Annotated in this window: 25 protein-coding genes and 3 pseudogenes; 5 read left to right on the top strand and 23 right to left on the bottom strand. The window is 58.7% G+C overall.

Annotated elements, in window-relative coordinates:
* Window positions 1-4: 4 nt before the first annotated feature.
* The 3 genes from AB4Z52_RS21285 to AB4Z52_RS21275 are packed head-to-tail and all read right to left on the bottom strand — an operon-like array spanning window position 5 to window position 2616.
* Window positions 5-769 (bottom strand): ABC transporter permease, encoded by a 765-nt coding sequence (locus tag AB4Z52_RS21285; RefSeq protein WP_442219906.1) that lies wholly within the window; start codon window positions 767-769, stop codon window positions 5-7.
* Window position 770: 1 nt separating this feature from the next.
* Window positions 771-1787 carry an ABC transporter substrate-binding protein gene (locus tag AB4Z52_RS21280; RefSeq protein ID WP_442219905.1) on the bottom strand — a complete coding sequence of 339 codons (1017 nt, stop codon included), beginning with the start codon at window positions 1785-1787 and terminating at the stop codon, window positions 771-773.
* Entirely contained in the window at window positions 1774-2616 is an 843-nt protein-coding gene (locus AB4Z52_RS21275; RefSeq protein WP_442219904.1) for an ABC transporter ATP-binding protein, read from the bottom strand. Before AB4Z52_RS21275 ends, AB4Z52_RS21280 begins: the two co-directional genes overlap by 14 nt.
* A gap of 148 nt (window positions 2617-2764) precedes the next feature.
* On the opposite strand from AB4Z52_RS21275, the gene AB4Z52_RS21270 reads away from it, so the two are divergent.
* On the top strand, window positions 2765-3514 hold the full coding sequence (locus AB4Z52_RS21270) for a GntR family transcriptional regulator (protein WP_442219903.1): 750 nt from the start codon (window positions 2765-2767) through the stop codon (window positions 3512-3514).
* Between the two features lie 53 nt (window positions 3515-3567).
* Here the strand turns inward: AB4Z52_RS21270 and AB4Z52_RS21265 are convergent, their stop codons facing one another.
* From AB4Z52_RS21265 to AB4Z52_RS21175, 19 genes are all read right to left on the bottom strand, one after another.
* Window positions 3568-4428: a fatty acid desaturase gene (locus AB4Z52_RS21265; RefSeq protein WP_442219902.1), complete on the bottom strand. Its 861-nt coding sequence runs from the start codon at window positions 4426-4428 to the stop codon at window positions 3568-3570.
* A gap of 179 nt (window positions 4429-4607) precedes the next feature.
* The gene (locus AB4Z52_RS21260; protein WP_442219901.1) at window positions 4608-5204 is read right to left on the bottom strand and encodes a 2-hydroxychromene-2-carboxylate isomerase; all 597 of its coding nucleotides are present in this window, start codon (window positions 5202-5204) and stop codon (window positions 4608-4610) included.
* Between the two features lie 66 nt (window positions 5205-5270).
* The gene (locus AB4Z52_RS21255; protein WP_442219900.1) at window positions 5271-6308 is read right to left on the bottom strand and encodes an LLM class flavin-dependent oxidoreductase; all 1038 of its coding nucleotides are present in this window, start codon (window positions 6306-6308) and stop codon (window positions 5271-5273) included.
* A gap of 21 nt (window positions 6309-6329) precedes the next feature.
* Window positions 6330-7271: an ABC transporter substrate-binding protein gene (locus tag AB4Z52_RS21250; protein ID WP_442219899.1), complete on the bottom strand. Its 942-nt coding sequence runs from the start codon at window positions 7269-7271 to the stop codon at window positions 6330-6332.
* A 70-nt stretch (window positions 7272-7341) separates the two neighbouring features.
* Complete coding sequence (locus AB4Z52_RS21245; RefSeq protein ID WP_442219898.1) at window positions 7342-8286, bottom strand: ABC transporter substrate-binding protein; 945 nt, start codon at window positions 8284-8286, stop codon at window positions 7342-7344.
* A gap of 93 nt (window positions 8287-8379) precedes the next feature.
* Complete coding sequence (locus tag AB4Z52_RS21240) at window positions 8380-10158, bottom strand: amino acid ABC transporter permease/ATP-binding protein (RefSeq protein WP_442219897.1); 1779 nt, start codon at window positions 10156-10158, stop codon at window positions 8380-8382.
* A gap of 34 nt (window positions 10159-10192) precedes the next feature.
* Entirely contained in the window at window positions 10193-10747 is a 555-nt protein-coding gene (locus tag AB4Z52_RS21235; protein ID WP_442219896.1) for a GNAT family N-acetyltransferase, read from the bottom strand.
* Window positions 10748-10770: 23 nt separating this feature from the next.
* Window positions 10771-11958, bottom strand: a complete 1188-nt coding sequence (locus AB4Z52_RS21230) for a M20 aminoacylase family protein (protein WP_442219895.1) — start codon at window positions 11956-11958, stop codon at window positions 10771-10773.
* Between the two features lie 17 nt (window positions 11959-11975).
* Window positions 11976-13322, bottom strand: a complete 1347-nt coding sequence (locus AB4Z52_RS21225) for an LLM class flavin-dependent oxidoreductase (protein ID WP_442219894.1) — start codon at window positions 13320-13322, stop codon at window positions 11976-11978.
* Window positions 13323-13347: 25 nt separating this feature from the next.
* A complete protein-coding gene (locus AB4Z52_RS21220; protein ID WP_442219893.1) occupies window positions 13348-14340 on the bottom strand; it encodes an LLM class flavin-dependent oxidoreductase in 993 nt (330 codons plus the stop codon).
* 147 nt (window positions 14341-14487) lie between these two features.
* On the bottom strand, window positions 14488-15240 hold the full coding sequence (locus AB4Z52_RS21215; protein ID WP_442219892.1) for a gamma-glutamylcyclotransferase: 753 nt from the start codon (window positions 15238-15240) through the stop codon (window positions 14488-14490).
* Window positions 15241-15301: 61 nt separating this feature from the next.
* Window positions 15302-15502, bottom strand: coding sequence for a hypothetical protein (locus AB4Z52_RS21210; protein ID WP_442219891.1), 201 nt, complete (start codon window positions 15500-15502; stop codon window positions 15302-15304).
* Window positions 15503-15722: 220 nt separating this feature from the next.
* Window positions 15723-15923, bottom strand: coding sequence for a hypothetical protein (locus AB4Z52_RS21205; RefSeq protein ID WP_442219890.1), 201 nt, complete (start codon window positions 15921-15923; stop codon window positions 15723-15725).
* A gap of 11 nt (window positions 15924-15934) precedes the next feature.
* Complete coding sequence (msuE, locus tag AB4Z52_RS21200; RefSeq protein ID WP_442219889.1) at window positions 15935-16495, bottom strand: FMN reductase; 561 nt, start codon at window positions 16493-16495, stop codon at window positions 15935-15937.
* A gap of 282 nt (window positions 16496-16777) precedes the next feature.
* Window positions 16778-18292 (bottom strand): ABC transporter substrate-binding protein, encoded by a 1515-nt coding sequence (locus AB4Z52_RS21195; RefSeq protein WP_442219888.1) that lies wholly within the window; start codon window positions 18290-18292, stop codon window positions 16778-16780.
* Between the two features lie 18 nt (window positions 18293-18310).
* Window positions 18311-20011 carry a dipeptide ABC transporter ATP-binding protein gene (locus AB4Z52_RS21190; RefSeq protein ID WP_442219887.1) on the bottom strand — a complete coding sequence of 567 codons (1701 nt, stop codon included), beginning with the start codon at window positions 20009-20011 and terminating at the stop codon, window positions 18311-18313.
* Complete coding sequence (locus tag AB4Z52_RS21185) at window positions 20008-20859, bottom strand: ABC transporter permease (protein WP_442219886.1); 852 nt, start codon at window positions 20857-20859, stop codon at window positions 20008-20010. Before AB4Z52_RS21185 ends, AB4Z52_RS21190 begins: the two co-directional genes overlap by 4 nt.
* Window positions 20856-21794, bottom strand: a complete 939-nt coding sequence (locus AB4Z52_RS21180) for an ABC transporter permease (RefSeq protein WP_442219885.1) — start codon at window positions 21792-21794, stop codon at window positions 20856-20858. The genes AB4Z52_RS21185 and AB4Z52_RS21180 overlap by 4 nt, the downstream gene beginning before the upstream one ends.
* Before the next feature lie 51 nt (window positions 21795-21845).
* Entirely contained in the window at window positions 21846-22736 is an 891-nt protein-coding gene (locus AB4Z52_RS21175) for a proline iminopeptidase-family hydrolase (protein ID WP_442219884.1), read from the bottom strand.
* A gap of 129 nt (window positions 22737-22865) precedes the next feature.
* Here AB4Z52_RS21175 and AB4Z52_RS21170 point away from each other — a divergent pair, with 129 nt between their 5' ends.
* The 3 genes and pseudogenes from AB4Z52_RS21170 to AB4Z52_RS21160 all read left to right on the top strand — a co-directional run.
* Window positions 22866-23648, top strand: coding sequence for a helix-turn-helix transcriptional regulator (locus tag AB4Z52_RS21170; RefSeq protein ID WP_442219883.1), 783 nt, complete (start codon window positions 22866-22868; stop codon window positions 23646-23648).
* 53 nt (window positions 23649-23701) lie between these two features.
* The gene (locus AB4Z52_RS21165) at window positions 23702-24616 is read left to right on the top strand and encodes a proline iminopeptidase-family hydrolase (protein ID WP_442219882.1); all 915 of its coding nucleotides are present in this window, start codon (window positions 23702-23704) and stop codon (window positions 24614-24616) included.
* Window positions 24617-24910: 294 nt separating this feature from the next.
* Window positions 24911-25039 (top strand): annotated as a pseudogene (locus AB4Z52_RS21160) (IS6 family transposase); the annotation flags it as partial.
* A 135-nt stretch (window positions 25040-25174) separates the two neighbouring features.
* Here AB4Z52_RS21160 and AB4Z52_RS21155 read toward each other — a convergent pair.
* Window positions 25175-25654, bottom strand: a pseudogene (locus AB4Z52_RS21155) (LysR substrate-binding domain-containing protein); the annotation flags it as partial.
* Window positions 25655-25763: 109 nt separating this feature from the next.
* On the opposite strand from AB4Z52_RS21155, the pseudogene AB4Z52_RS21150 reads away from it, so the two are divergent.
* Window positions 25764-25913 (top strand): annotated as a pseudogene (locus tag AB4Z52_RS21150) (ISNCY family transposase); the annotation flags it as partial.
* Window positions 25914-25945: the final 32 nt, after the last annotated feature.

Here is a 25945-nt window from a genome sequence, read left to right as displayed (position 1 = left end):
CACCTCATTGTTGTCCGCGCCAGCTCTCGTAGCTGCGTTCGATACGTCGGAAGACGAGGCTTTCCATCAGCCATGCTGTAATCCCGATCAGCGCCACACCGAGAAGGACTTCGCTGGAATTGCCGGTCTGGCCACCCATGGCGACCATCCAGCCGATGCCTTGCGAGGCGCCGATCATCTCGGCAGCGACCAGCGCTCTCCAGGCTTGGGCAAAGCCGATGCGCAACGCTGCGGTGATGAACGGGAGGGAGGCCGGGAGATAGACGTGGCGCAGCAGTTGAACACGATTTGCGCCGAGCGTCCGGGCGGCGCGCACCTCGCCGTCATGGATTGCAAGCACACCCTCCTGGATAGTAATCGCCATCGGGAACACGGCAGCGATGAAAATGACCACAGCGATCGACAGATAGCCGAGACCGAAAAAGATCATCGAAAGCGGCGCCCAGGCAATCGGTGGAATGGCCATGAAAAGGCTGTTCAAAGGACCGACAAATTCGCGGAAGCCGCGCGAAAGCGCGGCGGCGGTGCCGATGGCAAGGCCGGCAACCGCCGCCGCCGCGAAGCCGCCAAGCTCGCGCAACAGGCTCGCGCCCACTTGCTGGCCGAGATCGCCTGACCGGATCCAGTGGACGGCCTCGGCGATCACATCCCAGGGCTGCGGCAGCACATAGGACGGAACGCGGGTAGCCGCGACGCACCAGACGATCAACAGTGCCGGCAGCGATGCCCATCCCCAGGATGGTTTTGGCCAGTTTATGGATCGGCGCACCTTAGTTATTCCCGGCAATGGCGCGAGACCAGAGGCTCGTATCGATGATGTCATCAGCCTTGAGTGCCTTGGGGATAAGACCGAGCGTCAGCGAATAATCCATCAGCTTTTGGATAAACGACCGGTCCGAGGTTTCGAGCGCGTCGGACCAGCCAAGCCGCTTGCGGGCCTCACTTGCAATCGTCTCCGGCGGGACCATCTTGCCATCGGCCGACTGAACGGCTTCCAGTTTGAACGCGTCCGCGATGATCTTATCGGCTTCAACAGGGTGATCCTGCAGGAAGATGATCGCCTTGTGATGAGCGCGCAGTAGCTTCACGAGATCGTTTGGGCGTGCCTGGATCACTTTCTCCGTTGCAGCGATGACGTACCAGGGATAGCCGGGCAATGCCTCATTGACGTCGAAGACGACGTGGCCCGTGCCGCGCAGAATCAATTGACTGACAAACGGCTCCCATTCGAAAGCAGCGTCCACCACGCCCGTATCGAGCGCCGCGTTCATGTTGCCGACGGGCATCTGCGAAAGCGACAGATCGATATCTGGATCGAGCTTGGCGGTATCCTTCAGCACAAAACCGCGCAACAGAACGTCCATGCCGCTACCGCGACTGAGGCCCGCCAGCCTCTTGCCCTTGAGGTCGCCGAGCGTGCGGATCGGACCGCCAGCCTTGGCGACCAGCGCAGCCTGTCCATAGTTCACCTTTGCCAGAATACGACTATCCAGCCCACGAGCAAACCATTGGTAGACCGGGGGCGCGCCGATATAGGCGACATCGATATCGCCAGAGGCAACCGCCTGCTGGATCACCGGCCCATCGCCGAAGGCCTTGATCTCGACGTCTAATCCTTCCTCTCTGAAGAACTCTTGCCTGTCGGCGATCAATGCCGGCGCATTGGCCATGGCAGAAACCCAACCAATCCGCAGCGGCTCGCTATCGGCTGCAACCGCTGGTGCGGCAGCGAACAGCGCAAATGTTGCCGCGAGAAGGCCCTGCTTCATTCTCTCAAAGACTTGCATGATAACGTGATCCCGATTGAAGTTGTTGCGAGTTGGGAAGCCCGGTGCTGGTGAGCGACCCGATGCGACGCATCAGCTCTTCGCCATATTCGGCGAACCGAGGCGAAAGACGCGTGCTCAGCCGATTGCGCGGGCGCGGCAAGTCGATCGCAAGTTCGCTGTCGATGCCGTTGGGCGGCAGGCCGAGGAGAACGACGCGATCGGCAAGAAATACTGCTTCATCGATGTCGTGCGTGATGAAAACGATGGCTTGACCGAGCTCGGTCCAGAGCCGCAGCAATTCCTCGTTCATGTTGATACGGGTGATCGCGTCAAGTGCGGCAAAGGGTTCGTCCATCAGCAGCAAGCTAGGCTCGAGCGCAAGGGATCTGGCAAGCGCCGCGCGTTGCCGCATTCCGCCGGACAGCCGGTGTGGCAGCTCGTCCGCGGTGTCTTCGAGGCCGACGAGAGCCAAATAGCGACGCGCTTTTTCCCGCTGCTCGGCGGCATTCGAGCGTCCGGCCATCCGCAATCCGAAACGCACGTTTTCCAGCACCGAAAGCCACGGGAAGAGGTTTGCAGATTGGAAGACGTAGCCAAGTGCGGCCATCTCCGGTAGGACCACTTCACCGTTGATCCGGATCGATCCGCTAGTCGGCTTGAGGAAACCGGAAAGCAGGTTCAGCAGTGTGGTCTTGCCGCAGCCGGAGGGGCCGAGCAGGGCTACGAATTCGCCGGGCCTGGTCGAGAGGGAAAAGTCTCTAAACACCTCGCGCCCGCCTGAATAGGCAAAGCCGACGCCTTGCGCCGCGAGGATGGGCTGAGAACAGTTATCTGCGACAAGATTCATAGCTGACTAATTCAATAGACAAAGAGGTTCCGCGATAATACATTTTAATACATGTTGCGCAAGCGCCCGATCGACATTACCGTCCATCAGCGGTGCAAGGCCAAAAATGCTGCCTTTCGGCCGTGAAATCAGAAAGCAATTCAAGTCCATGCCGCTTGTCAGAGACAATGCCACGACGCTTTACCGGCAGATCGCTGCGACCCTTCGCGATGAAATTGCCGGGGGACGCTTCAATCCATCGGGACGGCTGCCGTCCGAAGCCGACATCGGCGCACGGTTCGGTGTCAGCCGGGTCACGGTCCGCCTCGCTCTCGACAAATTGGCTGGCTGCGGGCTTATAGAAAGACGCAAGGGCAAAGGCACCTATGTCGCCGGCAAGCAGGTGCGGCATGAGCTCGACACGTTGCGGAGCTTTCACGAATCCCTATTGCTGCAGGGATTGAAGGCCAGCATGCGGATTCTCTCGATGCAATCGCAGGCGACGCCGCCTGAAATCGCCGCCACACTTGGTTCCGGTTGGGAGACTTGCCTGTTTGTTGAGCGTCTTCACCTCGTCGACAACGAACCGATTGCGCTCGGCCGCAGCTTCCTCCCGGCCGCGCTGCAGGGCCTTTCGAGGGACGAGGTGGAAAACCGGCCGGCCTACGCGCTTCTCGCTGACACCATCGGGCAGGATCTCGAGCGGGCAAGCGTGACGCTTGGCGCCCAGAGCGCCGATCGCGAGTTGGAATCTGTGCTCCTTGTGCCGAGGAGTGCTGCACTTCTCATCATGGAACGCACCTCCTATTTCGCCGACAACGTCGCGGCCGAACACTCGATCTTCTACGTTCGACCGGAGCGCTACCGCTTCGCCGTCAACAGCTTCTTTCAACAAGCCGATCGAGCGCGATCCAACTGACAAGAGCAAGAAGTTTTGGCCCGGTGCCACGAATTCTTACCGATCGGGCGCGATCAAGCGTGCTCCGGATGTCTCGGATCGTCGTGCGACCGCAGGAAAAATCGCGCCACGATATCCAGGTATCCGTTGTAGACCAATCCGCCATTCGACAGGATCAGTGTTTCCCGGTTTTCTGTATAAACGGCCTGAAGACGATACCAGGGAATGCCGGGCCGCAGGTGATGCAAAACATGCAGATTATTGAACAGGAACAGCGGCCCGAAGATCCTGCTGTTCTCGGCAATTGCCGTTCGCTCGTCGACATGCTGGGAGTAGCGATGCTCTGCGTAGGACCTGAGCCGGGTTAGTGCGGCACCCAGATAGACAAAGCCGAACACGTAAAGCCACAGAGGCATCTTGCAGATCGCGCAGACCCAGACCAGCGTGATGGCGACCCCAAGCAGATGGAAGCCCCATATCTTTCGTCGACCAGGCTTTCCAGTTCTTAGATATCGCCATTCCTGCGCCAGGAAACTCAAAATCATGACAGCCGGTCCAATCGCCAGCCGCCCAAACAGCGTAGTATTCCAGCGGGCCAATGCTTGACCTATCCGACCCATCCGTTCCCAGGCGTTCCGCGTAAAATACGAGGATTCCGGGTCTTCGATCGGGTCAGTCAGATGTTCGTCGCGATGATGGGTGAGATGCGCTTCGCAATAAATCTCATAGGGCAGCCAAAGCGATAGGGGTATTGCGCCGATGTCGTCGTTGACGGTTTGGCTGCGCGTCGGATGACCGTGGATCACCTCGTGCTGAAGCGAGCAGTGCCATGCTATCAACCAACCACCGGCGGCGATGACAAGTACGAGCGGAAGCGACTGCCACCACCACGTTAACGCCAGGAAGCCTCCGTAAATGGTGACTATCAGAGCCACAGTTGGCCATTCTGTACGGACCACGTTTCTCGTAGTATCGCTTGCGCTCAACTTTGATTTCCCCTGTTTCGATGATCGAGTGTTAGCAAGCTCGACGGCCGAAACAAGATAATGTCTATCAATTTGATGTAGTAATGGGAACATTGTTGCTCACCCGCCCTAGACCGAGGAAAGGGAAGCTACAACTGCTCGCCAGCGAGATGACGTTCGAGAAAAGGGAGATTGTCCTGTCCCCAGTAGAGTTCGCCGTCGTGTCGGAATGTCGGGAAACCAAAGACGCCGAGTTGCACCGCATGGGCACGGTCTGACGCCCACTTGGCCCTCACGTCCTCGTCCTGTTCACGCCTCAGCAAACCGGCACCATCGAAGCTGCGAGTATCAGCAATCGTCTTGCGCACGTCCGATAGGCCGATGTCTTCGCCACGGACCCAAAACGCTTCCTGCAGCGTGCGCGTCAAGGTGGGCCAATCGCCACCGTCGAGATAAAGCGCGATGACGGATAGCGAGGCGGGCGACGGATCGGAAAGCTGCGGCCGATTGTCCAGCAATAGATTCTTGCCGCGGAGCTTGGCCCATCGCTTCAGATCCCGAGTCCAATAGGCACGGCGCGCTTCCGGACGGTCGCGCGAGAAGATACCGCCGTTCTCCTCAACCACTGTCGTGAGGTAGGGCTTAACTTCGACATCGTTCTTGCGCGCCAGATCGAGGAAGGCGTCAAGACCGATGAAGGACCATGGGGAGCCGATCGAAAAGAAGTATTCAACGGTTTTCGTCACGGATAATCGTTCCTCTGCGTAGATGTTGCAATCCATTGCTGCTCTCAGCCGTCGCTCGGTGGCATCTCAGGAAGCGGCCCTGATCTCGGGCAGGGCACTCCATCCGAGTTCTGGTGCGATCAGCGTCACGAAGTCGTGGAGGATTTGGCGGTATTCTTCGTGCTCGAATTCATAAGGAAGTTCGAGCCGCAATTCGCTGACCTCAGATAGAAGCGGGTCGGCGAAGAGCCGCTCCAGTATCTCATCGGATGTCCCGACTATATCGCCGGCGAACAAGGTGCGGCGCTCACCCTGCGGCGATAGAGTCCGTTCGTGACGCCCGGCGGTATAATCACGATAACGGCGACGCGTGGCTGCATCAGCGCTGTCGAACGGCACGATCACGCGCCCGAGGGCGACGCGACGCCTGGTCTCGGCAACGCAACGATAGGTTTCGAGCTGGCGCGACTGGGCGACGTGGAAATCGTCGGTCCCCTCGCCTGTGGTCACATTGCCAATCAGCAGATTGAAGCCGTTGCGGCCGGCCCAATCGGCGGACCGCAACGATCCGCCGCCATACCATATCCGGTCGATCAGGCCCTTGGCATAGGGCTGCAGGCGCGGCCGTTGCGGGCCGAAAGGCGTCTTGATGAACGTTTCGTCGTCGCCAAGATAGGCGCCGCGCAGATTGCCGGCAAAACGCAGGACGCGGTCATGGGAAAAGTCGTAGCCGGTCCAGTCGCCGTCGAAGACCAGCGGCGCGATCAGGTCGGCGTGCAGCGGCCGCCCGGCGCTGACGCCAATATTCAGCCGCCCCCGCGACAGGACATCGACGGTGGCTAGGTCTTCGGCCAGCCGATAGGGGCTTTCATAGCCGATCGGAATGACCGCGGTTCCCAACTGTATCCGTTTGGTCCGCTGCGTCGCCGCCGCGAGAAAGGCACTCGCCGACGAAATCCCGGGCTCTAGATGCCGCTGGCGGACCCAGGCGCTGTCGAAGCCCAAGTTCTCGCCATATTGCAGTTGCTGGAGTGTCTGCTCCAATCCCGACAGCGGATCATCGTCGGGATAGTTGCCGGGCGTCAGGAAGCCGATAAGGCTGATGGACAGCTTGCGGTGGTTCATGTCATCACTCCCGTTGGCCAATCAATATTTTGGCAGGCCGGGCGGATTGGTCTCCGACTTTAGCAACGCTTCCTCGGACAGATGCCAGTGATCGAGGATTTTCCCGTAGGTCCCGCTGGCAATCAGGTCATTAGTGGCGACGGTCAGTACATTGGCCAAACCGCTCCCCTTGCGCGTGGTGACCGCCACGTCGGATCGATCCGGCCAACCGGCGCTCAACGTGCCGACACCCCTAATGGTGTTGTCGCGAGCGGCGATGTAGACGAGTTGTGCATGCGGCTGCACGATCACATCAGCGCGGCCGGACGCCAGCGCCAAAAGGCTCGCCGCGTCGTCGTCGTAGTACTGAAGCTCCAGCGGCTTCAAGCCGGCGGCGACATTCTCCTTGTTCCATTCCAGCAGGATGCGCTCCTGATTGGTGCCGGCGCCGGCGATGATCTTCAGACCCGCCGCGTCCTTCGGCTCCTTGATCGAGGTGATCTTGCTGTCGGACTTGACATAGATTCCGTGCAGACCCTGACGATAGGTGGAGAAATCGAATTTTTCCTTACGCTGTTCGGTGACGCCGACATTGGAGACGACGGCATCGTACTTGCTCGAGGCGAGACCCAGCGGCCAATCGATCCAGGCGACCGGCACCAGTTCCAGCTTAAGTCCCAGACTGTCGGCAATGGCGTAGGCGATATCCGGATCTGCCCCGACCACGGTCTTGGCGTCGGTGGCGTAAGTCGCAAGCGGTGGACCGCCTGGCGCCACGGCAACGGTAAATGTGCCTGGCGTGACGAACTTAAAGTCCCTGGGAATAGCGGCAACTGCCGTCTCGTCCCGCCCCACATGAATGCGCCCCGGCTGCTCCGGGCTCAGATCGAAGCTCAGATCTCCGGCACGGGCGGTGCCAAAAGAGGTCAGCGCCGTTATCAGCAATACGAATGGCCATGGGCGGAATGCCGGTGTGCTTGTCATGATCGTCTCCACATCACTGTAGACGGCCGGCCTCGCTTTGGCGCGAGCCGGCCAATCGCACTACGGCTGATTACGAACCGCTTTTCGGCAGGCCGGGCGGGTTGGTCTGTGCCTTGTCGACAGCCTCGGCCGAAACGCTCCAGCGCTTCAGAACTTCGCCGTATTTGCCATTCGCGATCAGATCATTGAGTGCAAGCGTGATCGCATCGGCGAGACCGGCACCCTTGCGCGTTGTCACCGCAATATCGGCCGTCAACGGCCAGCCGCCGGATACGACACCAACTAGCTTTCTGTCGCCCTTGATCGAAGCGCTGTAAGCCTGTGTCGCATTGGGGTTGAACTCGACATCGGCGCGTCCGGATTGAAGTGCCAGACTGGCTGCGCCGCGATCGTCGTAATATTGCACCTCGATAGGCTTCAGGCCGGCAGCGACATTCTGGCGATCCCATTCCAGGATGATCTTTTCCTGATTGGTGCCGGCCCCGGTAATGACTTTGAGCCCAGCCACATCCTTCGGCTCCTTGATCGACGTTATCTTGCTGTCGGACTTGACGTAGAAACCGAGCACGTCCCTGCGATATGTGGAGAAATCGAATTTTTCTTTGCGCTCCTCTGTGACGGTCACGTTGCTGATGACGGCATCGTATTTTCCGGAGGCAACGCCAAGCGGCCAGTCTGCCCATGCAACCGACACCACCTCCAGTTTCAGGCCGAGCGCATCGGCGAGAAGCGACGCGATATCGGGATCGGCTCCAACGACGGTCGATGCATCTGTCGCATAGGTGGCGATCGGCGGATCCCAAGCATTGACCGCGACCGTAAACTTGCCGGGCGTCACGAATTTGAAGTCAGGCGAGATTGCCTTGACCGCCGCCTCGTCCTTTTCGGCGCGAACGCGGTTCGAGGTATCGGGGCTGAGGTCGAATTTGTCGGCCGCATTGATGACCCCAATGCCAAGTGCTGCGACCGCAAATGCACCGGCCATCAGAAGTTTCGCTGCTCTTAAGAATGCCATGTTTTCCGTCTCCATTTCATCTCTTGGTTGTGTTTGTAAACGTCAGGTTCCGGTCGCCGGTCGCGGCCGGCGTTTTCTGGGCGAGCCTGGCTGCTAGAGAACTTTGGCCAGGAATTCGCGGGTACGCGGATGTTGAGCTTCGTTGAAGACACGGGCCGGCGGACCGACTTCGAGAACGTGGCCGCCCTCCATGAAGACCACCGTATCGGCGACTTCGCGGGCAAAGCCGACCTCATGGGTGACGATGACGAGCGTCGTGCCGGTGCGGGCAAGTTCCTTGATGACGTCGAGCACTTCCCCGACCAGCTCCGGATCGAGAGCCGAGGTCGGCTCGTCGAAGAGCAGAACTTTGGGGCGCAGCGCCAGCGCGCGGGCGATCGCAACGCGCTGTTGCTGGCCGCCGGAAAGCTGGCGCGGATAGGCGTTGATCTTGTCGCTGAGGCCGACACGTGCAAGCAGCTCCAGCGCCAGCTGGATAGCCGCCTCACGGCTTAACCCGCGCACCTGGATCGGTGCCTCGATCAGGTTTTCGAGGACGGTCAAGTGCGGGAAGAGGTTGAAGTTCTGGAAGACCATGCCGATATCGGCGCGCCGCTTCAGAATGTCGCTCTCCTTAAGCTCGTGGAGCGTGTCGCCCTTCTGAGAGTATCCAACGAGATCGCCGTCGACCGAGATGAAGCCGTCGTCGACACGTTCGAGATGGTTTATCGCACGCAGCAGCGTCGACTTGCCTGAGCCCGACGGGCCGAGGATGGCAGTGACGCTGCCTGCGGGAAGGTTGAGTTCGATGGTGTCCAGCACTTTGAGCAAACCATAGCTCTTCGAAATACCGTGGATGCGCACGGCGCCACCTGCTGCCCTGAGGGCTGCCGCGTCCCGGAAGCCGACCTTCCACACGGTGTCGTTCCCCGCACTGATGCCCGGCAGCGGCTGGCGGAACCGTCGGAAGAATGCCTGGAAGGGCAGCGGCGTCGGATTGCGAACGGCGCCCTTAGAAAAATAGCGCTCGATGTAATGCTGGGCGATCGACAGCACCGTCATGATGATCAGGTACCAGACCGTTGCTACCATCAGCAGCGGAATGACTTCAAGGTTGCGACGATAGATAACCTGGACCGTATAAAAGAGCTCCGGCAGCGCCAGCACATAGACCATCGACGTGCTCTTCGCCAATCCGATAAGCTCATTGAAGCCGGTCGGCAGGATGGAGCGCATGGCCTGCGGCAACACGATGCGGAAAGCCTGGCGGCGGCGCGACAGGCCGAGCGCAGAGGCTGCCTCCAACTGCCCCTGATCGACGGACAAAATGCCGCCGCGCACGATCTCGGCGAAGAACGCCGACTGGTTGAGTGTGAGGCCGAGGAAGGCGGCGGCAAAGGGGGTAAGCAACTGCACCGTTGGATAGTTGATGAACACGGTGTCTGTGAACGGAATGCCGATCGTGATCGTCGCGTAGAGGTAGCCGAGGTTATTCAATATCAGCAGAAGCACGATCACCGGTATGGAGCGCAACAGCCAGATATAGCCCCAGGACAGGCCGGAAAGCAGTGGCGACCTGGACACGCGAGCGAGCGCCAGAGCTGTGCCGAGGATAGAGCCGGAAAAGGCTGCAAGCACCGTCAAGAGCAGCGTCCTGCCAAGGCCAACGAGAACAGGCTCGGCAAAGAACCACTGGGAAAAGACCCCCCAACCCCAGCGTGGATTGGTGAAGGTGGAATAGAGCACCGCGACGATGACCAGCGTGGCGAATATGCTGCCCGCCAACCGACCGGGATGGCGAGCGGGTACGATTCGATAACGGGAATAGTCCTGCCTTGGTTCGGCGATCCTGCTGCCAGGTTCGATGCCCGCGAAATCTGTCGTCAGTGCCATGATGCTTTCCCCTTTATGGATTCTCCAGCCCGCCTCAGATGCTTCCGCCTGCGCGACGCAGTTGCCGTTCCGCGCCCTCGCTTTCGAAAGCGCGCAGTTCGGCGAGATGCCGTATGTCCTTCTCGAAAGGCAGCGTTTTGTGGATTTCAGGATCGACGTTGACGTCGAACAGCGCCGTATAGCCGTAGTTCAAATAGAGCCCGACCGCCTCAGGCTGGCGGAAACCGGTGGTCAGATAGACGCGCTCGTATCCTTGCCGTGCGGCCTGGTATTCCAGTTCGATCAGAACCTTCTTGGCCAACCCCTGGCGACGCAGATCCGAGCGTGTCCAGACCCTTTTGAATTCGGCCGTTCGCTCGTCATAGTGCTTGAATGCGCCGCCGCCGATGGTCTCGCCACCGCGGATCAACAGCAGGAAATTGCCATCGGGCGGCGCAAAGGCTTCAGGCGGATAGCGGTTCAATTCAGCGGCGGCACCCTCGGCATTGAAATAGGTGCCATAGCGGCTGTCATATTCATGGATCAGCTCGTCGATCAGTGGCTTTGCCCTTAGATCAAGCGGCGTTGTGTAGAGAAAAGTATCGCTCATTTCATTCACCAATCCTGCTGACATCATCGGAGAAAGGTTTCGGCCAATCGCACCCAGTAGCGGGCGGCGGGGGCTATGATCACGTCGTCGAAATTGTAGTGGGCGCTATGCAATGGGGCGCTGTCGCCGTTGCCGACGAAGAGATAGCTGCCGGGCTGCGCCTGCAGCATGAAGGCGAAATCCTCGCTTGCCGTGCGCGGTTTGAAATCGATCTCGACTTTGGCTCCACCGAAGGTGTCGATCGCAACCTCGCGAGCAAACGCGGTTTCTTCGCGATGATTGGTCAGCGCCGGAAAGCCGAGCCTGTAGTCCACTTCCGCTAACGCGCCGAAGCTTTCGGCCTGGGCACGGGCAAGGGCTGGAATTCGTTCCTTTAACTGCTCCCTGACGCGCTCGTTGAAGGCGCGCATGGTGAGTTTCAATTCCACGCTCTCGGGAATGACGTTCGAGGCGGATCCGGCATGGATCGAGCCGACTGTCACGACCGCCATCTCCTGCGGATCGACGTTGCGCGAAACCACGCTCTGCAGCGCTGTAATGAACGACGCAGAGGCAAGAACCGGGTCGATGGCGCGGTGGGGCTCGGCCCCATGGCCACCTTTGCCGACAATCCTGATGTTTGCCTGATCGACCGAGGCCATGGCAGCGCCTTCGACAAAGCCGAACTGGCCTGTCGGCACGCCGGGCCAGTTGTGCAGCCCGAAGACGGCATCGACCGGAAAGCGCTCGAACAGGCCTTCGGAGATCATCCTCCGGGCGCCAGCGCCGATCTCTTCGGCCGGCTGGAAGATCAATCGAAGCGTGCCGTTGAAATTTCCTGTTTCTGCAAGATAGCGAGCCGCGGCCAGCAGGATCGAAGCGTGGCCGTCGTGGCCGCAGGCATGCATGACGCCAGGATTGTTGCTGGCATAATCGAGCCCCGTCGCCTCCTCGATCGGCAGCGCGTCCATGTCTGCGCGAATGCCGATCCGCTTCTCTCCACTTCCTCGCTTGAGGGTGGCGACGATGCCGGTTCCGGCAATGCCCGTCGCCACCTCGTAGCCCCAGGAGGAAAGCTTGGAGGCAATGATCTTGCTCGTTCGGCGCTCCTGGAAGGCGAGCTCCGGATATTGATGCAGGTCGCGGCGCAGTGCGATAATCTCGTCGAGATAGGCAGCAATCCCGCTCTCGACGGGATCGTTTGAGCCGCTGATAGGAGCGATGACGTTCATGGTGGTTTCCCCGACGCTCATGCGCCAACGGCCTTTCCATGTTGCACTTCTTCTTTCGCGGCATAGCGACTTTCGCGATAAGGCAGCCCCAGATGATCACGCAGCGTCTCGCCCTTGAGTACCGGGTTGAAATAGCCGCGCTTCTCGAGGATCGGCAGGACGTGCTCCGCGAAATCGTCAAAACCTTCGGCGATTACGGGAAAGCCGAGGATGAAGCCATCGGCAGCCTCCCCATCGACCCAGCGGACAATCTCATTGGCGATATGAACCGCCGTGCCAATGAACTTGGTCCGTGGGGTGGCGACGTCGAGCGCAATCTCGCGCAGCGTCAACCCTTTGTCGCGCGCCGTCTTCTTGATACGATCGGTGGTAGCGCGGAAATTGTTGCGGCCGATATCGCCGAGGTCGGGGAATGGCTCGTCCAGCGGATAAACGCTAAAATCGTGGTGGTCGAAGAAGCGACCGAGATAGAGCAGCGCCTCCTCGACAGTGACGAGGTTGCGGATTGCCTGATACTTGGCCTCCGCCTCGTCAGCTGTCGCCCCGACGATCGGGCCGATGCCAGGATAAATGCCGACCTCCGCGGCCGACCGCCCATGGGCAATCACGCTGTCCTTGAGCTGCCGATAGAAGGCTTGCGCCTCTTCGATCGGACCGCCATTGGTGAAGACGGCATCGGCGTGCTTGCTCGCAAGCCGGATACCCGAATCCGAAGCCCCTGCCTGGAAGATGACCGGCTGTCCTTGTTTGGATCGGCCGATATTCAGCGGCCCTTCGATGCGGAAGAAGCGGCCCTTGTGATTGAGCCGATGCAGCTTTGTCTTGTCGGCATAGACGCCCGCTTCGCGGTCACGGATGAAGGCGTCGTCGTCCCATGAATCCCAGAGGCCCTTGATGGCATCGAGGTATTCGTCGGCGATCTCGTAGCGCAGCTCGTGTTCCGGATGCTCGCGGCTGTAATTCCGGCCCGAACCTTCTAGCGGTGAGGTCACCGCATTCCAGCCTGCCCTACCACCGCTGATCAGATCGATCGTTGCGAATTGCCGGGCAATCGTAAATGGGTCGCTATAGGAGGTCGAGACCGTGCCGACCAGACCGATCTTCGAAGTCGAGGCTGAAAGCGCCGAAAGGATGGAGATTGGTTCGAAGCGATTGAGGAAATGCGGGATCGACTGCTCGTTGATGTAGAGACCATCGGCGACAAAGGCGAAAGCGATGCCTGCCGCTTCCGCCTTGCGGGCGGTGTTGACGAAGAACTCGAAATTGACGCTGGCATCGGCCGGGCCGCTTGGATGTTTCCAGGCGTTCATGTGGCCACCGGGGCCTTGCAGCATGATGCCGAATGTGACGTGTTTCTGAGCCATGGGATCAGTCCTTTTTGAGGCAAATTCAGGCGGCCAGGGATAGCCGCTCCTTGGCGAGCAACTCGATCGACGCGAAGCGTTCGGCGGCCGTCAGCGCCGGCGTATCGAGAATGAATTCCTTGACGCCGTATCGGCGGTGTATGTCGTCCAACTCCTTGCGGATCTGTTTGGCAGTCCCGTGCAACACGCTTGGCACCTTTTCCTCGGTGCGGTAGTCGGTGATACCGGCTTGTCGCGCGAATTCGGCCGCTTGTTCCTCGCTGCCGACGTTGATGGTCTGACCGTTGGGCAAGAAAATCTTGACAATGCGGAGATCGCCGACACGCTGGCGTGCATGCTCCACGCTTTCAGCGGCAAAGGCATTGAGCGCCAGGATGGGGCTCTTGCCGCCCGACGCTTGCTCGTACACCTCAAAGGTTTTGCGAAGATTTTCCGGATCGCCGTTCAGATGACCTGCGAAAACAAGTTCCCAACCCTTCTCCGCAGCAAGCTTCGCGCTCTCGACGGAAGCGCCCAGCAGGAAGCGTTCGGGTGCGGTCGGCGGGAAAGGGGTTGCCTGAGCGCCGTCGTAGTTTGGATCGGCAGCGAGGTAGGTATTGATATCCGAAAGCTGGTCCCCGAATTCGGGCTTCCTGGCTGGATCGACTGCCGCCTGCAGCGCGCGTGTCGACAGCGGGAAGCCGCCCGGCGCTTTGCCGACACCGAGGTCGACCCGACCGGGTGCAAGCGACGCCAGAAGATTAAAGGTCTCGGCGACTTTGTAAGCGCTGTAATGCTGGAGCATCACACCACCGGAGCCGACGCGGATCTTCGTAGTACTAGCAAGCAAGTAAGCGATCAGCGTTTCCGGTGCGGAGCTCGCGAGATTGGCCATGTTGTGATGTTCGGCGACCCAGAAGCGGTGATAGCCGAGTTCCTCCGCCCTGACGGCGAGCCTCACCGTGCTGCGTAAAGCGTCTACCGCTGTACTGCCCTGTTCGATTGGACTTTTGTCGAGAAGACTGAGGAGGTAGGACATTGATCGTCCGTTCCCTTCGCGGAGTTGCAAAACTTAGTCTATAAAATCAGTAGATAAAATAGATTATAAGAAACGGAATTCTCTTTGAGGGAGGCGAAGGGGAAAAAGCCACCTGCGTGTAAAGCCAGATCGGGCGCCGGCCAAACGTCACGAGCACGCGGCATGCGACGCGATATTGGCAGTGCCAAGCCGCTCTCTCTGATATTCTTGGCTATGGATAACTTTGATTTCACGAGCGACCAGCTTTTGAAGTTGCCACAGATTTCGATCGCGAATGCCCCACTCTTCCAGGTGCTTGACCGTAAGGTACAGATATTCGGCGCACGAACCCATGTGGCCACAAGCTCGCGCAAGTACACTGGCTACCGTTTCCAACGGCAGATTGTGGCAAACGCGCTCACCTTTTGGTCCAGCCCAAAAAACCAGCGCCCTTCGAGTTCCATCTGCTGTCTCGACCTGGATCCAGCGAGCAGTCGAAATGTCATCGACACTTCCGATCTCTCGACGGATCATTCGTCGGATCTGGCCGAGGCGGTCATCTTCACTTAGTCTGAAGACGACGCCGTTGCAGCGACCTCCCGGACTGAGAGCCATCATCAGCCCGGGCTGCGCCTGCGATCCTCGCCAACGTGTCATCTTCAGGCAGAATGATCGGTGCCACCCCCTTGCGGTAGCATGCAGAGACTCGACGGCATTGAAGTCCGGCTTCCAGATCAACGATCCGTAGGCAAAAATCCAAAGCGGCTCGCCCTTTGACTCATCAAGAAGCCGTTTTGCGAGGGCTTCCAACTCGCCTTCGCTGAGCGGTGTTCGATGGGGCTCCAGGCCCGGATCCACTTCCAATCGGAAACTGAGCGAAACCAACTCATCCGTCAGGGCCATCTTTGATCTACCGGGCATAGAAAATGCACCTCGTCGATTGTCTTTCGTTTGCTTGTTGCTCTCGGAGGTCGGTCACGCGTCAATGCATCGTAAATCTGGTCATTTCAGTCTGACGCCGCTGCTGCCTCACGACGAGCGTCGCGGCCTCCTTGACGATTGCCGAAAACGTCAGATCGTCGGCTTGGACAATCTTGCCTGCCATATCGCCGACGATCGACGCCAGCTGCATGATCGAGGCACGATGTTGCGCTTCGTCTAGGCCGACCCCGCGATCAGCCATTTCGCAAGCGCGAGCACCAGACGCTTTATGGTTTACCTCCGATAACACTTCGGATCAGAGTTCGGGTCCTCGCTGAGATGCAATAGGTCATCGACGATGTCGGACATGTGGATTTTCACCTCACATCGCAAAAGCGGACGAAGACGAAGCGATCGGCCTCAGTCGTCCCTCCCCCAATTTTTTGCGAATCTCCATCTCTTTCAGCGACCGGTGTTTCCGCTCACTGTGAAGTCAACAAATGACGTCGGGCCGTGGTAAGAAGATCACGAAACGGTGCCATAGGCCCGTAGAGCATGAGCAGGCGGTTTTCCTCTCTTTTCGCCAGACGATAACGTCGTGCGAAGTCGGAGACGCTCCAGGGTTGTTCGTTTGCCAGCGGCCTGTTCGCGTCATTCCGCTCAGCGTCTTCATGCCGATCCACCGCGCCGCTCCTTATTCTGCCGCCGCCAACGCTCGACTGGCCTCCGGAAAGAAAGCTGCCAGTTCGGCAACCACGTCACTGATCCGGTTGTAGAGTGGTTCGGACGACACCTCGTAGTCGGTGAAATCCCGGTCGGATGCATAAACCGCTGTCGGCAACGAATGGGCCATGAAGAAACCGAACAGTGGCCGAAGCTGATGCTCGACCATCAGCGCATGCCGGTCGCCCCCACCCGTTGCAGTGATGACGATGGGCTTGCCTCGAAGCTCTTGCGGGTCGATCAGATCGATCAGGTGCTTAAACAAACCGGGATAAGATCCCTTGTAAGTCGGCGAGCCGATGATCAAGGCATCGGAGTGCACGATGTCGTCAATAACGCGCTTGGCCTGATCGTCAAGATCCTTTCGCCACAAGGCCCCGCCGAGCGACGGACCGACATCGTGGAGATCGTAGGTCCTGTTCACAAATCCATATTGGCCGCTCGCACGTTCGGCAACGTGCCGCACAAGCGCAAGGGTCTTCGACGGGCGGTTGAAGCTGCCGGCTATACCGACGAGTTTGAGACCTGCCATGGGCTTTCCTCTCCAAGGTTGCTCCAAATATTGTCTATAAAAATACTAGATTAAAGGAATCTATGCCTCTCCTTCACGGCCAAACAGAAAAAACCGTCCGTGTTTGCCCCGATGCATCTAAACGGCATCGAGCCCATTGGAACTTCTTCAACAGCCGGCGAGAGCGGGCCACGATCGCAATTGGTCGCAACCCGCGTTCACAAAACTAACTGTCGGATCTATTGGGGGGGGCCTGCGCGGGCCACCGATCCGGACACATTTCTGTGCCCGGCGTTACTCGGCTCAATTCTTCACCGTATCCTCCAGGAAGAAACGGCCAAGCGGGTTCTGATAGAAATTGTCGATGTTCTTGCGCGAGACGTTAATATAGGGACTATAGTAGAGATCGATCCAGTTGACGTCGTCCTTGGCCATTTTCTGCAGGTCGACATACATTTGTTCACGTTTGACCGGATCGAGTTCCAGACGGGCTGCTGCGACCAGCTCCTTCACCTTTTCGTTCTTGTAGTGGGTCGAGTAGTTGTTGTTGGAGTCGTGGCCGAGGACGAAGGTCGTCTTCTGGTCCGGATCGAGAATGTCGTTCGTCCAATAGTTAACTGAGATGTCATAGTCGCCGGCGACCGTCATGTCCCACTCCTGGCTCGGATCGACCTTCTGGAGCTTGGCGGTGATGCCTGCCTTCTGAAGCTGCTGCTGTAGTAGTACTGCGATCTGCTCATCGACTTCGTCGCCGGCTCTCAGCAGATAGTTCAGCGTCAGATCGGAAGCGCCGGCAGCGGCCAACGTCTGTTTAGCCTTCTCCGGATCATAGGGTCGCTGCATGTTTTCAGGGTAGTAGTAGAGGGCGCCTTTCGGAATGTAAGAGTTGGCAACCTGGCCTTGGCCGAAGGTGACCGCGTCGATGATTGCCTTCTTATCTATCGCCATGTCCAGAGCCTGGCGGACTTCCTTCTTGGCAAGCGCACCGTGCTCGTGGTTGATGAGAAGATGGTCTTCGCGGGTTGAAGGGTCGATATCGACGTTGAGGTTCTGATCCTTCTTCAATTCCTCGACGCGGGAGAAAGGAACGAAGATGGCAGCATCGAGTTGGCCTGCCTGCACGTTCAGCATTCGCGTGTTGTCATCCGGTACCGATATCCATTCGACGCCGTCGAGCTTGACCCGGTCGGCCTGCCAGAAGAAAGGGTTCTTCTTTAGAATGACGCGGTCGCCGCGACGCCATTCGTCGACGACGAAGGCGCCCGATGCGATCGGCTTATCGCTGTAGCCGTCCGAGCCGAGCGCTTCCATGCCCTTCTTGGAGATTACCGAACTGTTCGGCAGCGCCAGGGTTGAAAGAAATGGTGCCGACGGGTTCTTTAACTTGACCGTCAACGTACGGGCATCCGTGGCAACGGCCGTATCGACGACCTTGTAGGAATCGCTCCAGAGCGAAGCCTTGTCGTCGCGGATGCGAAGGAGGCTGTAGGCCGCGTCCTCTGCCGTGAGCGGCGAACCGTCGGAAAACTTGGCGTCCCGGATCTTGAAGGTATAGGTCAGGCCGTCGCTGGAGACAGTCCAGCTTTCGGCGAGACCGGGCTCGAGCTTGGTGCCGTTCTTATCGACACGCACAAGCACGTCATAGACGTTCGAGAAAACCCAGTTGTCGATATTCTGCGCCGTCTTGATCGGATCGAATGTCGTCGAATCTTCGCGACGACCGATGGTCAATACGCCTGCCGCTTCGGCAAAACCTGCGCTGAGAGTGAGGCCAGCCACGATGGCTGCAAGTCCGATTGTCTTCCACCTGTTGATCATGAATTCGTTCCCTTGTTGTTATTGCATGCATTTGATTGGTTGCTGCGTCATGAATTCTGGTTCGCCGCCGATGGCGCGAAGGAGCGGCTTATCCGGATTGATGTCGGGAATGGCGGCGATGAGGGCTGCGGTGTAGGCGTGTTTCGGCCGGGTGAAGATTTCATCGGAAAAACCCTCCTCCACGATTTCGCCCTGATACAGGACGACGACGCGATCGCAGAGATTGCGCACAATCGCGAGATCATGGGCGATAAAGATCAGCGTCAGATTCATCTTCCGCCTCAGGTCGCGGAACAGATCGATGATCTGAGCCTGGATCGTCACGTCGAGGGCGGCGACGCATTCATCGGCGATGATGAGCTTCGGATCGACAGCCAGCGCCCGCGCGATGCCGGCGCGCTGGCATTGGCCGCCGCTCATGCTGCGCGGCTTGCGGCTTGCGAACTCTCGTTCGAGCCCGACAAGGTCTAGCAGTTCGCCGATCCGCGCGGGAATATCTGCGGTGCTGATCTTCCCCTGAACCTTCAGCACTTCGGCAAGCATGTCGCCGATCCTCAAGCGTGGATTGAGAGCGTTGTAGGGGTCCTGAAACACCATCGCGGTTTCGCCCCGCAGCTTGGTAAGGGCTGCGCTCTTATGCTGCGCGAGATCGACGCCGTCGAACGTGACGTGGCCGGAGGACAGCGGTGTCAGCCCGAGAATGGCACGGGCAAGCGTGCTCTTACCGCTGCCCGACTCGCCAACGACACCGACGCTCTCGCCCGGCAGGATCCGGAGACTGACGCCCGACACGGCGCTCACGGTCTTGGCGCGACCTTTGAATAAATTGCCGCCGACGGCGAACCGGACATAGAGGTCGTCGACTTCAAGCAACGGTTTGATACCCGGCGCCGGCTTTGTTTCGTCTGCACCAGTCGGCATCCCGTCAGGCATTGAGGGATGGCTGGCGATCAGGCTGATCGTGTATGGGTCCTGCGGATTCGAGAGTATGTTGCGCTTGGGGCCCTCTTCGAGCAGCTGGCCGCCGCGAAGCACTGCAATTCGATCGCAGGTCTGGGCGACGATGCCGAGGTCGTGGGTAATGAGGATGATCGAGAGGCCGCGTTCGTCGCGAATATCCATCAGGAGCCGAAGAATTTGCGCCTGTATGGTGACGTCGAGCGCGGTCGTCGGCTCGTCGGCAATCAGGATTTTCGGATTGCAGGACAATGCCACCCCGATCATCGCTCGCTGGCGCATGCCGCCAGAAAACTCATGGGCGTAGCTGTCATATTGCCGGATCGGATCGGGAAAACCGACTTGTGCGAGGATCTCGGTAGCTGCAGTGCGCGCCTCGCGGGCGTTCAGCCCCTGGTGAAAGCGGATACCTTCGGCGATTTGCTCGCCAATCCTCATGACCGGATCGAGATGGCTCGTCGGATTCTGAAAGATCATGCCGATCTTGCCGCCGCGAACGTTCAGCATCTCGGCGCCACTGATCCGGGTGAGATCGCGCCCTCCCATCAGCACCGATCCGCTTTCAATCTTCAGCAGTGAAGAGGGCAGCAATCTGACCAGCGATCGGCAGAACAGGCTCTTGCCGGAACCGCTTTCGCCCACTAGGCCAAGGATTTCACCTTGGCACAGGTCGAGCGAAACAGCATCGATCAACGTGCGGATACCGTCATCGAGATATGCTCTGACGGTCAGGTCGCGCACGGAAAGAACGGGAGCGCTCATTCGTGCACTCCCAGAAGTTCGCCAAGCGCATCGCCGAGCATGCTGAAGCCGAAGGCCAGGCAGACAATGGACAGGCCCGGGAAAAGCGTGATCCACCACGCAGTCGTAACGAAACTCTGGCCGTCGGCGACCATCACGCCCCATTCGGCAAGCGGGGGCTGGACGCCAAGCCCGAGATAGCTGACCGCCGCTCCACTCAGCAGAACCAGGACGGCATCTGACATCGAAAAAACCAGCGACCCCGCGATCGCATTCGGCAGGAGGTGTCGAAACATGATGCGCGAACGGCTAAAACCGAGGCTCACGGCCGCAACTGCGTAGTCACTGCTTTTAAGGATCAACATCTGGGCGCGGATCAGGCGCGCATAGGAGACCCACCCGACCAATGCCATCGCGATGTAGAAACTGCCAAGACCAGGACCGAGAATGGCAATGATCGACAGCATTAGAACCAGGAAAGGGAACGCCAGGATGATATCGACGAGGCGCATGAACAGCGCGTCGACGATTCCGCCGAAGAAGCCTGCGATCGTCCCGACCGTGGTGCCGATCACAAACGGAAAGACGACGCCGATGACCGCGATCTGCAGATCGATGCGTGTCCCCCAGACGACGCGGGAAAGAATGTCGCGGCCAAAATTGTCGGTGCCGAAGGGGTGCAGCCAGGATGGGGCCTGCAGGCGAACGTCGCCACCCTGCAGGATCGGATCATAGGGTGCAAAGAGGGGTGCGCCGATCGCCAGCAGCAGGAAGAACAACAATATTCCGCCGCCAACTGAAAGCGTCAGCCGTTTCCTGAAGAAGCGGCGCCAGCCCAACGCCAGAGGAGCGATAGCCTCGACGCTCATAGCCTCACCCTCGGATCCGCAGCGACGGTGACGATATCGGCAATGAAATTGACGAGCACGGTGGCGCAGGCAAAGACCATGGCGACACCCTGAACCACCATATAATCGCGGGAGAAGATGGCGCGCACCAGAAGTTGCCCCATGCCGGGAAGAGCAAACACGCTTTCGACCACGACTGTTCCACCAATCAGCCAGCCGATATTGACGGCGAGGAGATTGATGGTCGGCACAATCGAATTGGGCAGCACATGCCGCCGGAAGACGATGCCCTCGGGCATCCCACGGGCACGTGCCGCGGTTGCCACATCGGATTTCAGAGACTCGATCATCGCGGCGCGCAGGCTGCGAGTGAGGACGGTCGATAGCGACAACGCGATCGTCAGGCTCGGCAGAACGAGATGCCCAAGCTTCTCGACGATCGTACTGCCGTAGCCGGAGACGGGAAGCAGACCGAGGTCGACGCTGAAAAGGATGATGAGCATCAATCCGAGCCAGAAGGGCGGAAAACCGATACCGAAGGTCGATAGGATACGGACAACGTGATCAGGCGCGCGGCCGCTGTTGCGGGCAGCGAGTGCAGACATCGGAAGCGCAATCAGGATCGACAGGATGACGCTCGAAAGCACCAGTGCCACCGTCGGTTCGAGACGGGTGAGGATGAGCTTCAGCACGTCGATCTTGTAGAGGATGGATTTGCCCATCTCGCCATCGGCCAGATTGCGCAGGAAATAGAAATATTGAAGCCATAGCGGTTGATCGAGGCCGTACTGGGCACGGATGTTGGCGATCGCCGTCGGCGTGGCGCGGGTGCCGAGAATATTGCGGGCGGGATCACCGGGAATGAGGCGCACGAGGATGAAGGTGATGACGCTGATGCCGAAGAGAACCGGAAGGAACTGCAGGGGGCGGGTCAATACGAACTTATAGCGATGCATCGTGGCTGGTGCCCCTTTGCTTTCGTCGATTTTGGCTCGGATGTTCCTGCATTACAGTGCCTTGTGCCGTGACAGGAAATCGAGGAGCACTGGATAGTAGTCCCCGGGGTTCTCATAGAATGGCATGTGGCTGGCGTTGGCAAAAACCTTCAGCTCCGCATTCGGGAGCGCAAGTTTCATTCTGAGCGCGCAAGCCGGCGTCAACTCGTCATGCTCGCCTGTGGTGATGAGCACCGGCACCGTCACCTGCGGCAGATCGGGAATGCGGTTCCAGTCCTTGAGATTGCCGATGTAGAGAAATTCGTTCGGTCCCTGCATCGTGGCATAGGGACCCATGTTCCAGTCGTCGAGGGAGCGCCTGACAGGAGCCGGCCATTCCGGCAGCCGGCAGACGTGGCGATAGTTGAGAATTGTAACGGCAGCCAGATATTCAGGATGGCCGTAGGTGCCCTGGGCTTCGTGCTTTTGCATCATCGCTACCGTCTCTGGCCCGAGGGCCGCGCGCAGTCGCTCCAGTTCCAGGACCAGATGCGGCATATCGGCGACAGTATCCTCCAGAATGAGCGACCTAAGATATTCGGGATAGGTCAACGCATAGTCAATCGCGAGCCAGCCGCCCCAGGAATGTCCGAGCATATGGACCTTGCCGAGCCCCAGCGCCTGCCGGACGGTTTCAGTCTCCTCGACATAACGCCCGATGGTCCAGAGCGCGCGATCGTCCGGCCGGTCGGAGGCCCCTGTGCCAAGCTGATCAAACGCCACGACGCGATAGCCCTTGTCGACGAGGCAGGAATGAGCCTCGCGCAGATAGTCACAGGGAAGGCCAGGGCCACCATTGAGACAGAAGACGGTTTCGCTGCCGCTACCAAAGCTGTAGGCGACGACGCGATAGCCGTCGACTTCGACCTCGTAGCGTTCGTCCGGCTGCATCTCGCGCCACATGTAATTTACTCCAAGCGAAGATTCTTCTTGCTCAACATTTGGGCATGGCTAAATTTTTACCGGAAACCGCTGTCCATACCAGCTATAAGAAGTGATAGGGTGGCGGATGAATGCCTGACGGAGCCGCTTATGCTTGACGAGATTGGGACGATCAGACGGAAGTTCACGACCCACCAGACGCTGGATGGGCGGATCGACCAGATATTCGAAGCCATGAAAAATCTTGGCTTTGAGGCACTGATCTACGACTACACGCCGGTGCCCTACGATCTCAACGGCGATATCATGATCCCGTCGCTTCTAAAGCTGCGCAATATCTCCGAAGACATGCACGAGTACTGGTGTGATCGCGGCTATTTCCGTTTCGATCCGGTGCAGCAGGTCGCCTTGCGCACGTCGACGCCGTTCTTCTGGAATTATGACAGGAACGCCGGCACGCTTATCAACCGTTTTATGAGCGAGGAGAGCGAGCCCGTCGCCCGCTATCTCAGCGAGCGCGATATGTCGACCGGCGTGACCGTGCCCGTTCACATGCCGCGTGGCGACTATGCGACGGTGACCGGTGTCAGCTTTGGGCAAAGCAAGGATTTCGAAAAACACGCATTTCGCCACATCGCCGATTTCGGACTGCTCGCGCACGTCTTTCACGAGGCGGCCTATTCTCTCTTCGACGCAGCAGCGCTGAACGTCGGCAAGATGCACCTGACGGATCGGGAGCGTGAATGCTTGCGCCATTCGGCAGAAGGATTTTCCGCGAAGGAAATATCACGGATCATCCAGCGCTCGGTGCCGACGGTTGTCATGCACCTGAACGCAGCGGCCAAGAAGCTCGGCGCCAAGAACCGCACGCAGGCCGTTGTGCGCGCCACGCATTACCGCCTGCTCGACGACCGGCGATCCTATAACTTGTGATAGCTGCCGAAGGCTTTCGGCCCACGCTATGCTCTCCATCACTGCTTGCGAAGATGGAGATGCCCGTGGCCGCCGTGACGTCTAAAGAAGCTTACCTGCCTTTTCGCGAATACCAGACATGGTATCGTGTTACCGGATCGCTGGAGACGGACAGGCTTCCTCTCGTCGTCGCCCACGGCGGGCCAGGCTGCACCCATGACTACGTCGATGCCTTCAAGGATATCGCTGCACTCGATGGCCGACCGGTTATTCACTACGATCAGCTCGGCAACGGCAACTCGACTCGCCTGCCGGGAAATGGGCCCGATTTCTGGACGGTTGCACTTTTCCTGGACGAACTCGATGCGCTGCTGAAACATCTCGGCATTCAGGAGCGCTACGCTTTCCTCGGCCAATCCTGGGGCGGTATGCTCGGCGCCGAACATGCGGTCAGACAACCGAACGGCCTGAAGGGGCTGGTGATCGCCAATTCGCCGGCCAATATGCACACCTGGGTTTCGGAAGCCAATCGTCTGCGGCTGGAATTGCCTCAGCACATACAGGACACCCTGCTCAGGCATGAGCTGGCGCAAACCTTAGCCGATCCGGAATATGTCGCCGCTTCCCGCGTCTTCTACGACCGTCACGTCTGCCGTGTCGTGCCGTGGCCGGCGGAGGTGGCGCGAACCTTTGCCATCATGGACGAGGACAATACCGTCTACCGCAACATGAATGGTCCGACGGAATTCCATGTCATAGGGACGATGAGAGATTGGACGATCGAAGATCGCCTGCACCAGATCAATGTCCCCACACTGCTGATTTCGGGGAAATACGACGAAGCAACCCCACTGGTGGTCGAACCTTACATCAGCCGGGTACCAAATTGCGACTGGGTGCTCTTCGAGAATTCCAGCCACATGCCGCATGTCGAGGAAAAGGATCTCTGCCTGAAGACTGTTTCCGACTTCCTTTGCAGGCTTGATTGATTGGCGAGCCGACCTGGTTCGACAGCGCAAGGTACCGCGGCTGTTTCGATGGCAGCATACCGAAGACATTGGCTTTGAGGAGCGCATCGCGTCGAGAATTTGACTAGATGGGCACGTCTTCCGGGTCGAAATTAAGAAACGGCACGATACGCATCGCATCGTTTGAAGTCAGCAAGTATCGATAGGGCATCGTAACGTTAATGAACCATCGAAGACAACGTGCGATGTAGCAGCATGACCAGAATTGCACGTGATCCTCGTTACCGTCGCAACCGTTTTCCCGCCGAAGTGATTGCCATCCACGATCCGATCGCCAATCTTTTCCACATCCCCCGTCACGATATCTCATCAGCCCGCCATCGCGAGCTGCGAAACACAGCCATGCAAATGTGGAGTGATATCGCTCGCCTTCAGGCCATTTGAAAAGCAAGCGCTTGGGGGCGGATTTGTCCTCGGTCGTTAAGTTTACGATGACTCGTGACGATCTCTTCCGCCGTGTGTCTTTTTGCAGCCATTTCAATGTCCTCCTTCGGCTCACGAGCCATACTTCAAAAAGGATCACTTTTCAGGGGCAGGCCATTCCGAGAAAGCTTCCACCAATTGTTCCAGGGCGTAGGATAGTCCATCGCTTAGCTGCCGATCCTTTTGCCAGAAGACGACATAGTGGTAAACCGCGCCTGGCTCGAAGCGGCGGAACTCCTGGCCAAAGCGGCCATATTCTCTGGCAACGATGTCGTTCGTGACCGATATGCCGACACCCGCCGCAACAAAACCGGCATCATGACCATTTGCATCGTACTCGACCGCGATATCTGGCTCGGCGCCCATGTGACGCATGGCGTTCACATTCATCTGATGGGAAGCAAACTGGGGTTCAATATCAATGCGCGATTCCCCAATTAGATCCTCCGGCGTGACCACCTTTTTTGACGCTAGTCGGTGGTGCGGAGGAAACAGACAGACATTCGTTGCGACGCCGACCAGAACCCATTCGAAGATCCGCTCGTCGAGAGGCAACCGCGAAATGCCGTTGTCGGTGATGATGCGCTTCGGCGCGTCGATTCCCCAACCGCAAAGTTGAAGTGCCCTGTTTCTGCAAAATTGGAATGTCACACTCCCCGCGTTTGATGACGCAGGAGACAAGCGGATGGGATTGATTGCGATGAGCGAGCGCTATCTGCAGCGGATCGAGGTTTTGTCGAAGGTTACTGATGGGGGAACGACTCTGGTATCTGCGCCGTATGTTTTGGGCTTAAGCACGCGACAAGTGCGCCGACTGTTGGGGCGAATCAGGACGAGCCTCGATGTTAATCAATTTCTTCGTACCCA

It is taken from the genome of Rhizobium sp. 2YAF20 (assembly GCF_052114685.1).
Taxonomy (GTDB): Bacteria; Pseudomonadota; Alphaproteobacteria; order Rhizobiales; family Rhizobiaceae; genus Rhizobium.
Note: the sequence above shows the minus strand (reverse complement) of the source record. Positions and strands in the feature narration are given on the sequence as shown.

Coding starts and splice junctions, on each gene's coding strand:
- AB4Z52_RS21235 (WP_442219896.1), bottom strand. CDS start 10,747: ATGAGCGATACTTTTCTCTACACAACGCCGCTTGATCTAAGGGCAAAG.
- AB4Z52_RS21280 (WP_442219905.1), bottom strand. CDS start 1,787: ATGCAAGTCTTTGAGAGAATGAAGCAGGGCCTTCTCGCGGCAACATTT.
- AB4Z52_RS21175 (WP_442219884.1), bottom strand. CDS start 22,736: ATGTGGCGCGAGATGCAGCCGGACGAACGCTACGAGGTCGAAGTCGAC.
- AB4Z52_RS21180 (WP_442219885.1), bottom strand. CDS start 21,794: ATGCATCGCTATAAGTTCGTATTGACCCGCCCCCTGCAGTTCCTTCCG.
- AB4Z52_RS21195 (WP_442219888.1), bottom strand. CDS start 18,292: ATGATCAACAGGTGGAAGACAATCGGACTTGCAGCCATCGTGGCTGGC.
- AB4Z52_RS21230 (WP_442219895.1), bottom strand. CDS start 11,958: ATGAACGTCATCGCTCCTATCAGCGGCTCAAACGATCCCGTCGAGAGC.
- AB4Z52_RS21210 (WP_442219891.1), bottom strand. CDS start 15,502: ATGGCTGATCGCGGGGTCGGCCTAGACGAAGCGCAACATCGTGCCTCG.
- AB4Z52_RS21245 (WP_442219898.1), bottom strand. CDS start 8,286: ATGGCATTCTTAAGAGCAGCGAAACTTCTGATGGCCGGTGCATTTGCG.
- AB4Z52_RS21270 (WP_442219903.1), top strand. CDS start 2,765: ATGCCGCTTGTCAGAGACAATGCCACGACGCTTTACCGGCAGATCGCT.
- AB4Z52_RS21190 (WP_442219887.1), bottom strand. CDS start 20,011: ATGAGCGCTCCCGTTCTTTCCGTGCGCGACCTGACCGTCAGAGCATAT.
- AB4Z52_RS21250 (WP_442219899.1), bottom strand. CDS start 7,271: ATGACAAGCACACCGGCATTCCGCCCATGGCCATTCGTATTGCTGATA.
- msuE (WP_442219889.1), bottom strand. CDS start 16,495: ATGGCAGGTCTCAAACTCGTCGGTATAGCCGGCAGCTTCAACCGCCCG.
- AB4Z52_RS21215 (WP_442219892.1), bottom strand. CDS start 15,240: ATGCCCGGTAGATCAAAGATGGCCCTGACGGATGAGTTGGTTTCGCTC.
- AB4Z52_RS21165 (WP_442219882.1), top strand. CDS start 23,702: ATGGAGATGCCCGTGGCCGCCGTGACGTCTAAAGAAGCTTACCTGCCT.
- AB4Z52_RS21170 (WP_442219883.1), top strand. CDS start 22,866: ATGCTTGACGAGATTGGGACGATCAGACGGAAGTTCACGACCCACCAG.
- AB4Z52_RS21185 (WP_442219886.1), bottom strand. CDS start 20,859: ATGAGCGTCGAGGCTATCGCTCCTCTGGCGTTGGGCTGGCGCCGCTTC.
- AB4Z52_RS21255 (WP_442219900.1), bottom strand. CDS start 6,308: ATGAACCACCGCAAGCTGTCCATCAGCCTTATCGGCTTCCTGACGCCC.
- AB4Z52_RS21220 (WP_442219893.1), bottom strand. CDS start 14,340: ATGTCCTACCTCCTCAGTCTTCTCGACAAAAGTCCAATCGAACAGGGC.
- AB4Z52_RS21240 (WP_442219897.1), bottom strand. CDS start 10,158: ATGGCACTGACGACAGATTTCGCGGGCATCGAACCTGGCAGCAGGATC.
- AB4Z52_RS21275 (WP_442219904.1), bottom strand. CDS start 2,616: ATGAATCTTGTCGCAGATAACTGTTCTCAGCCCATCCTCGCGGCGCAA.
- AB4Z52_RS21225 (WP_442219894.1), bottom strand. CDS start 13,322: ATGGCTCAGAAACACGTCACATTCGGCATCATGCTGCAAGGCCCCGGT.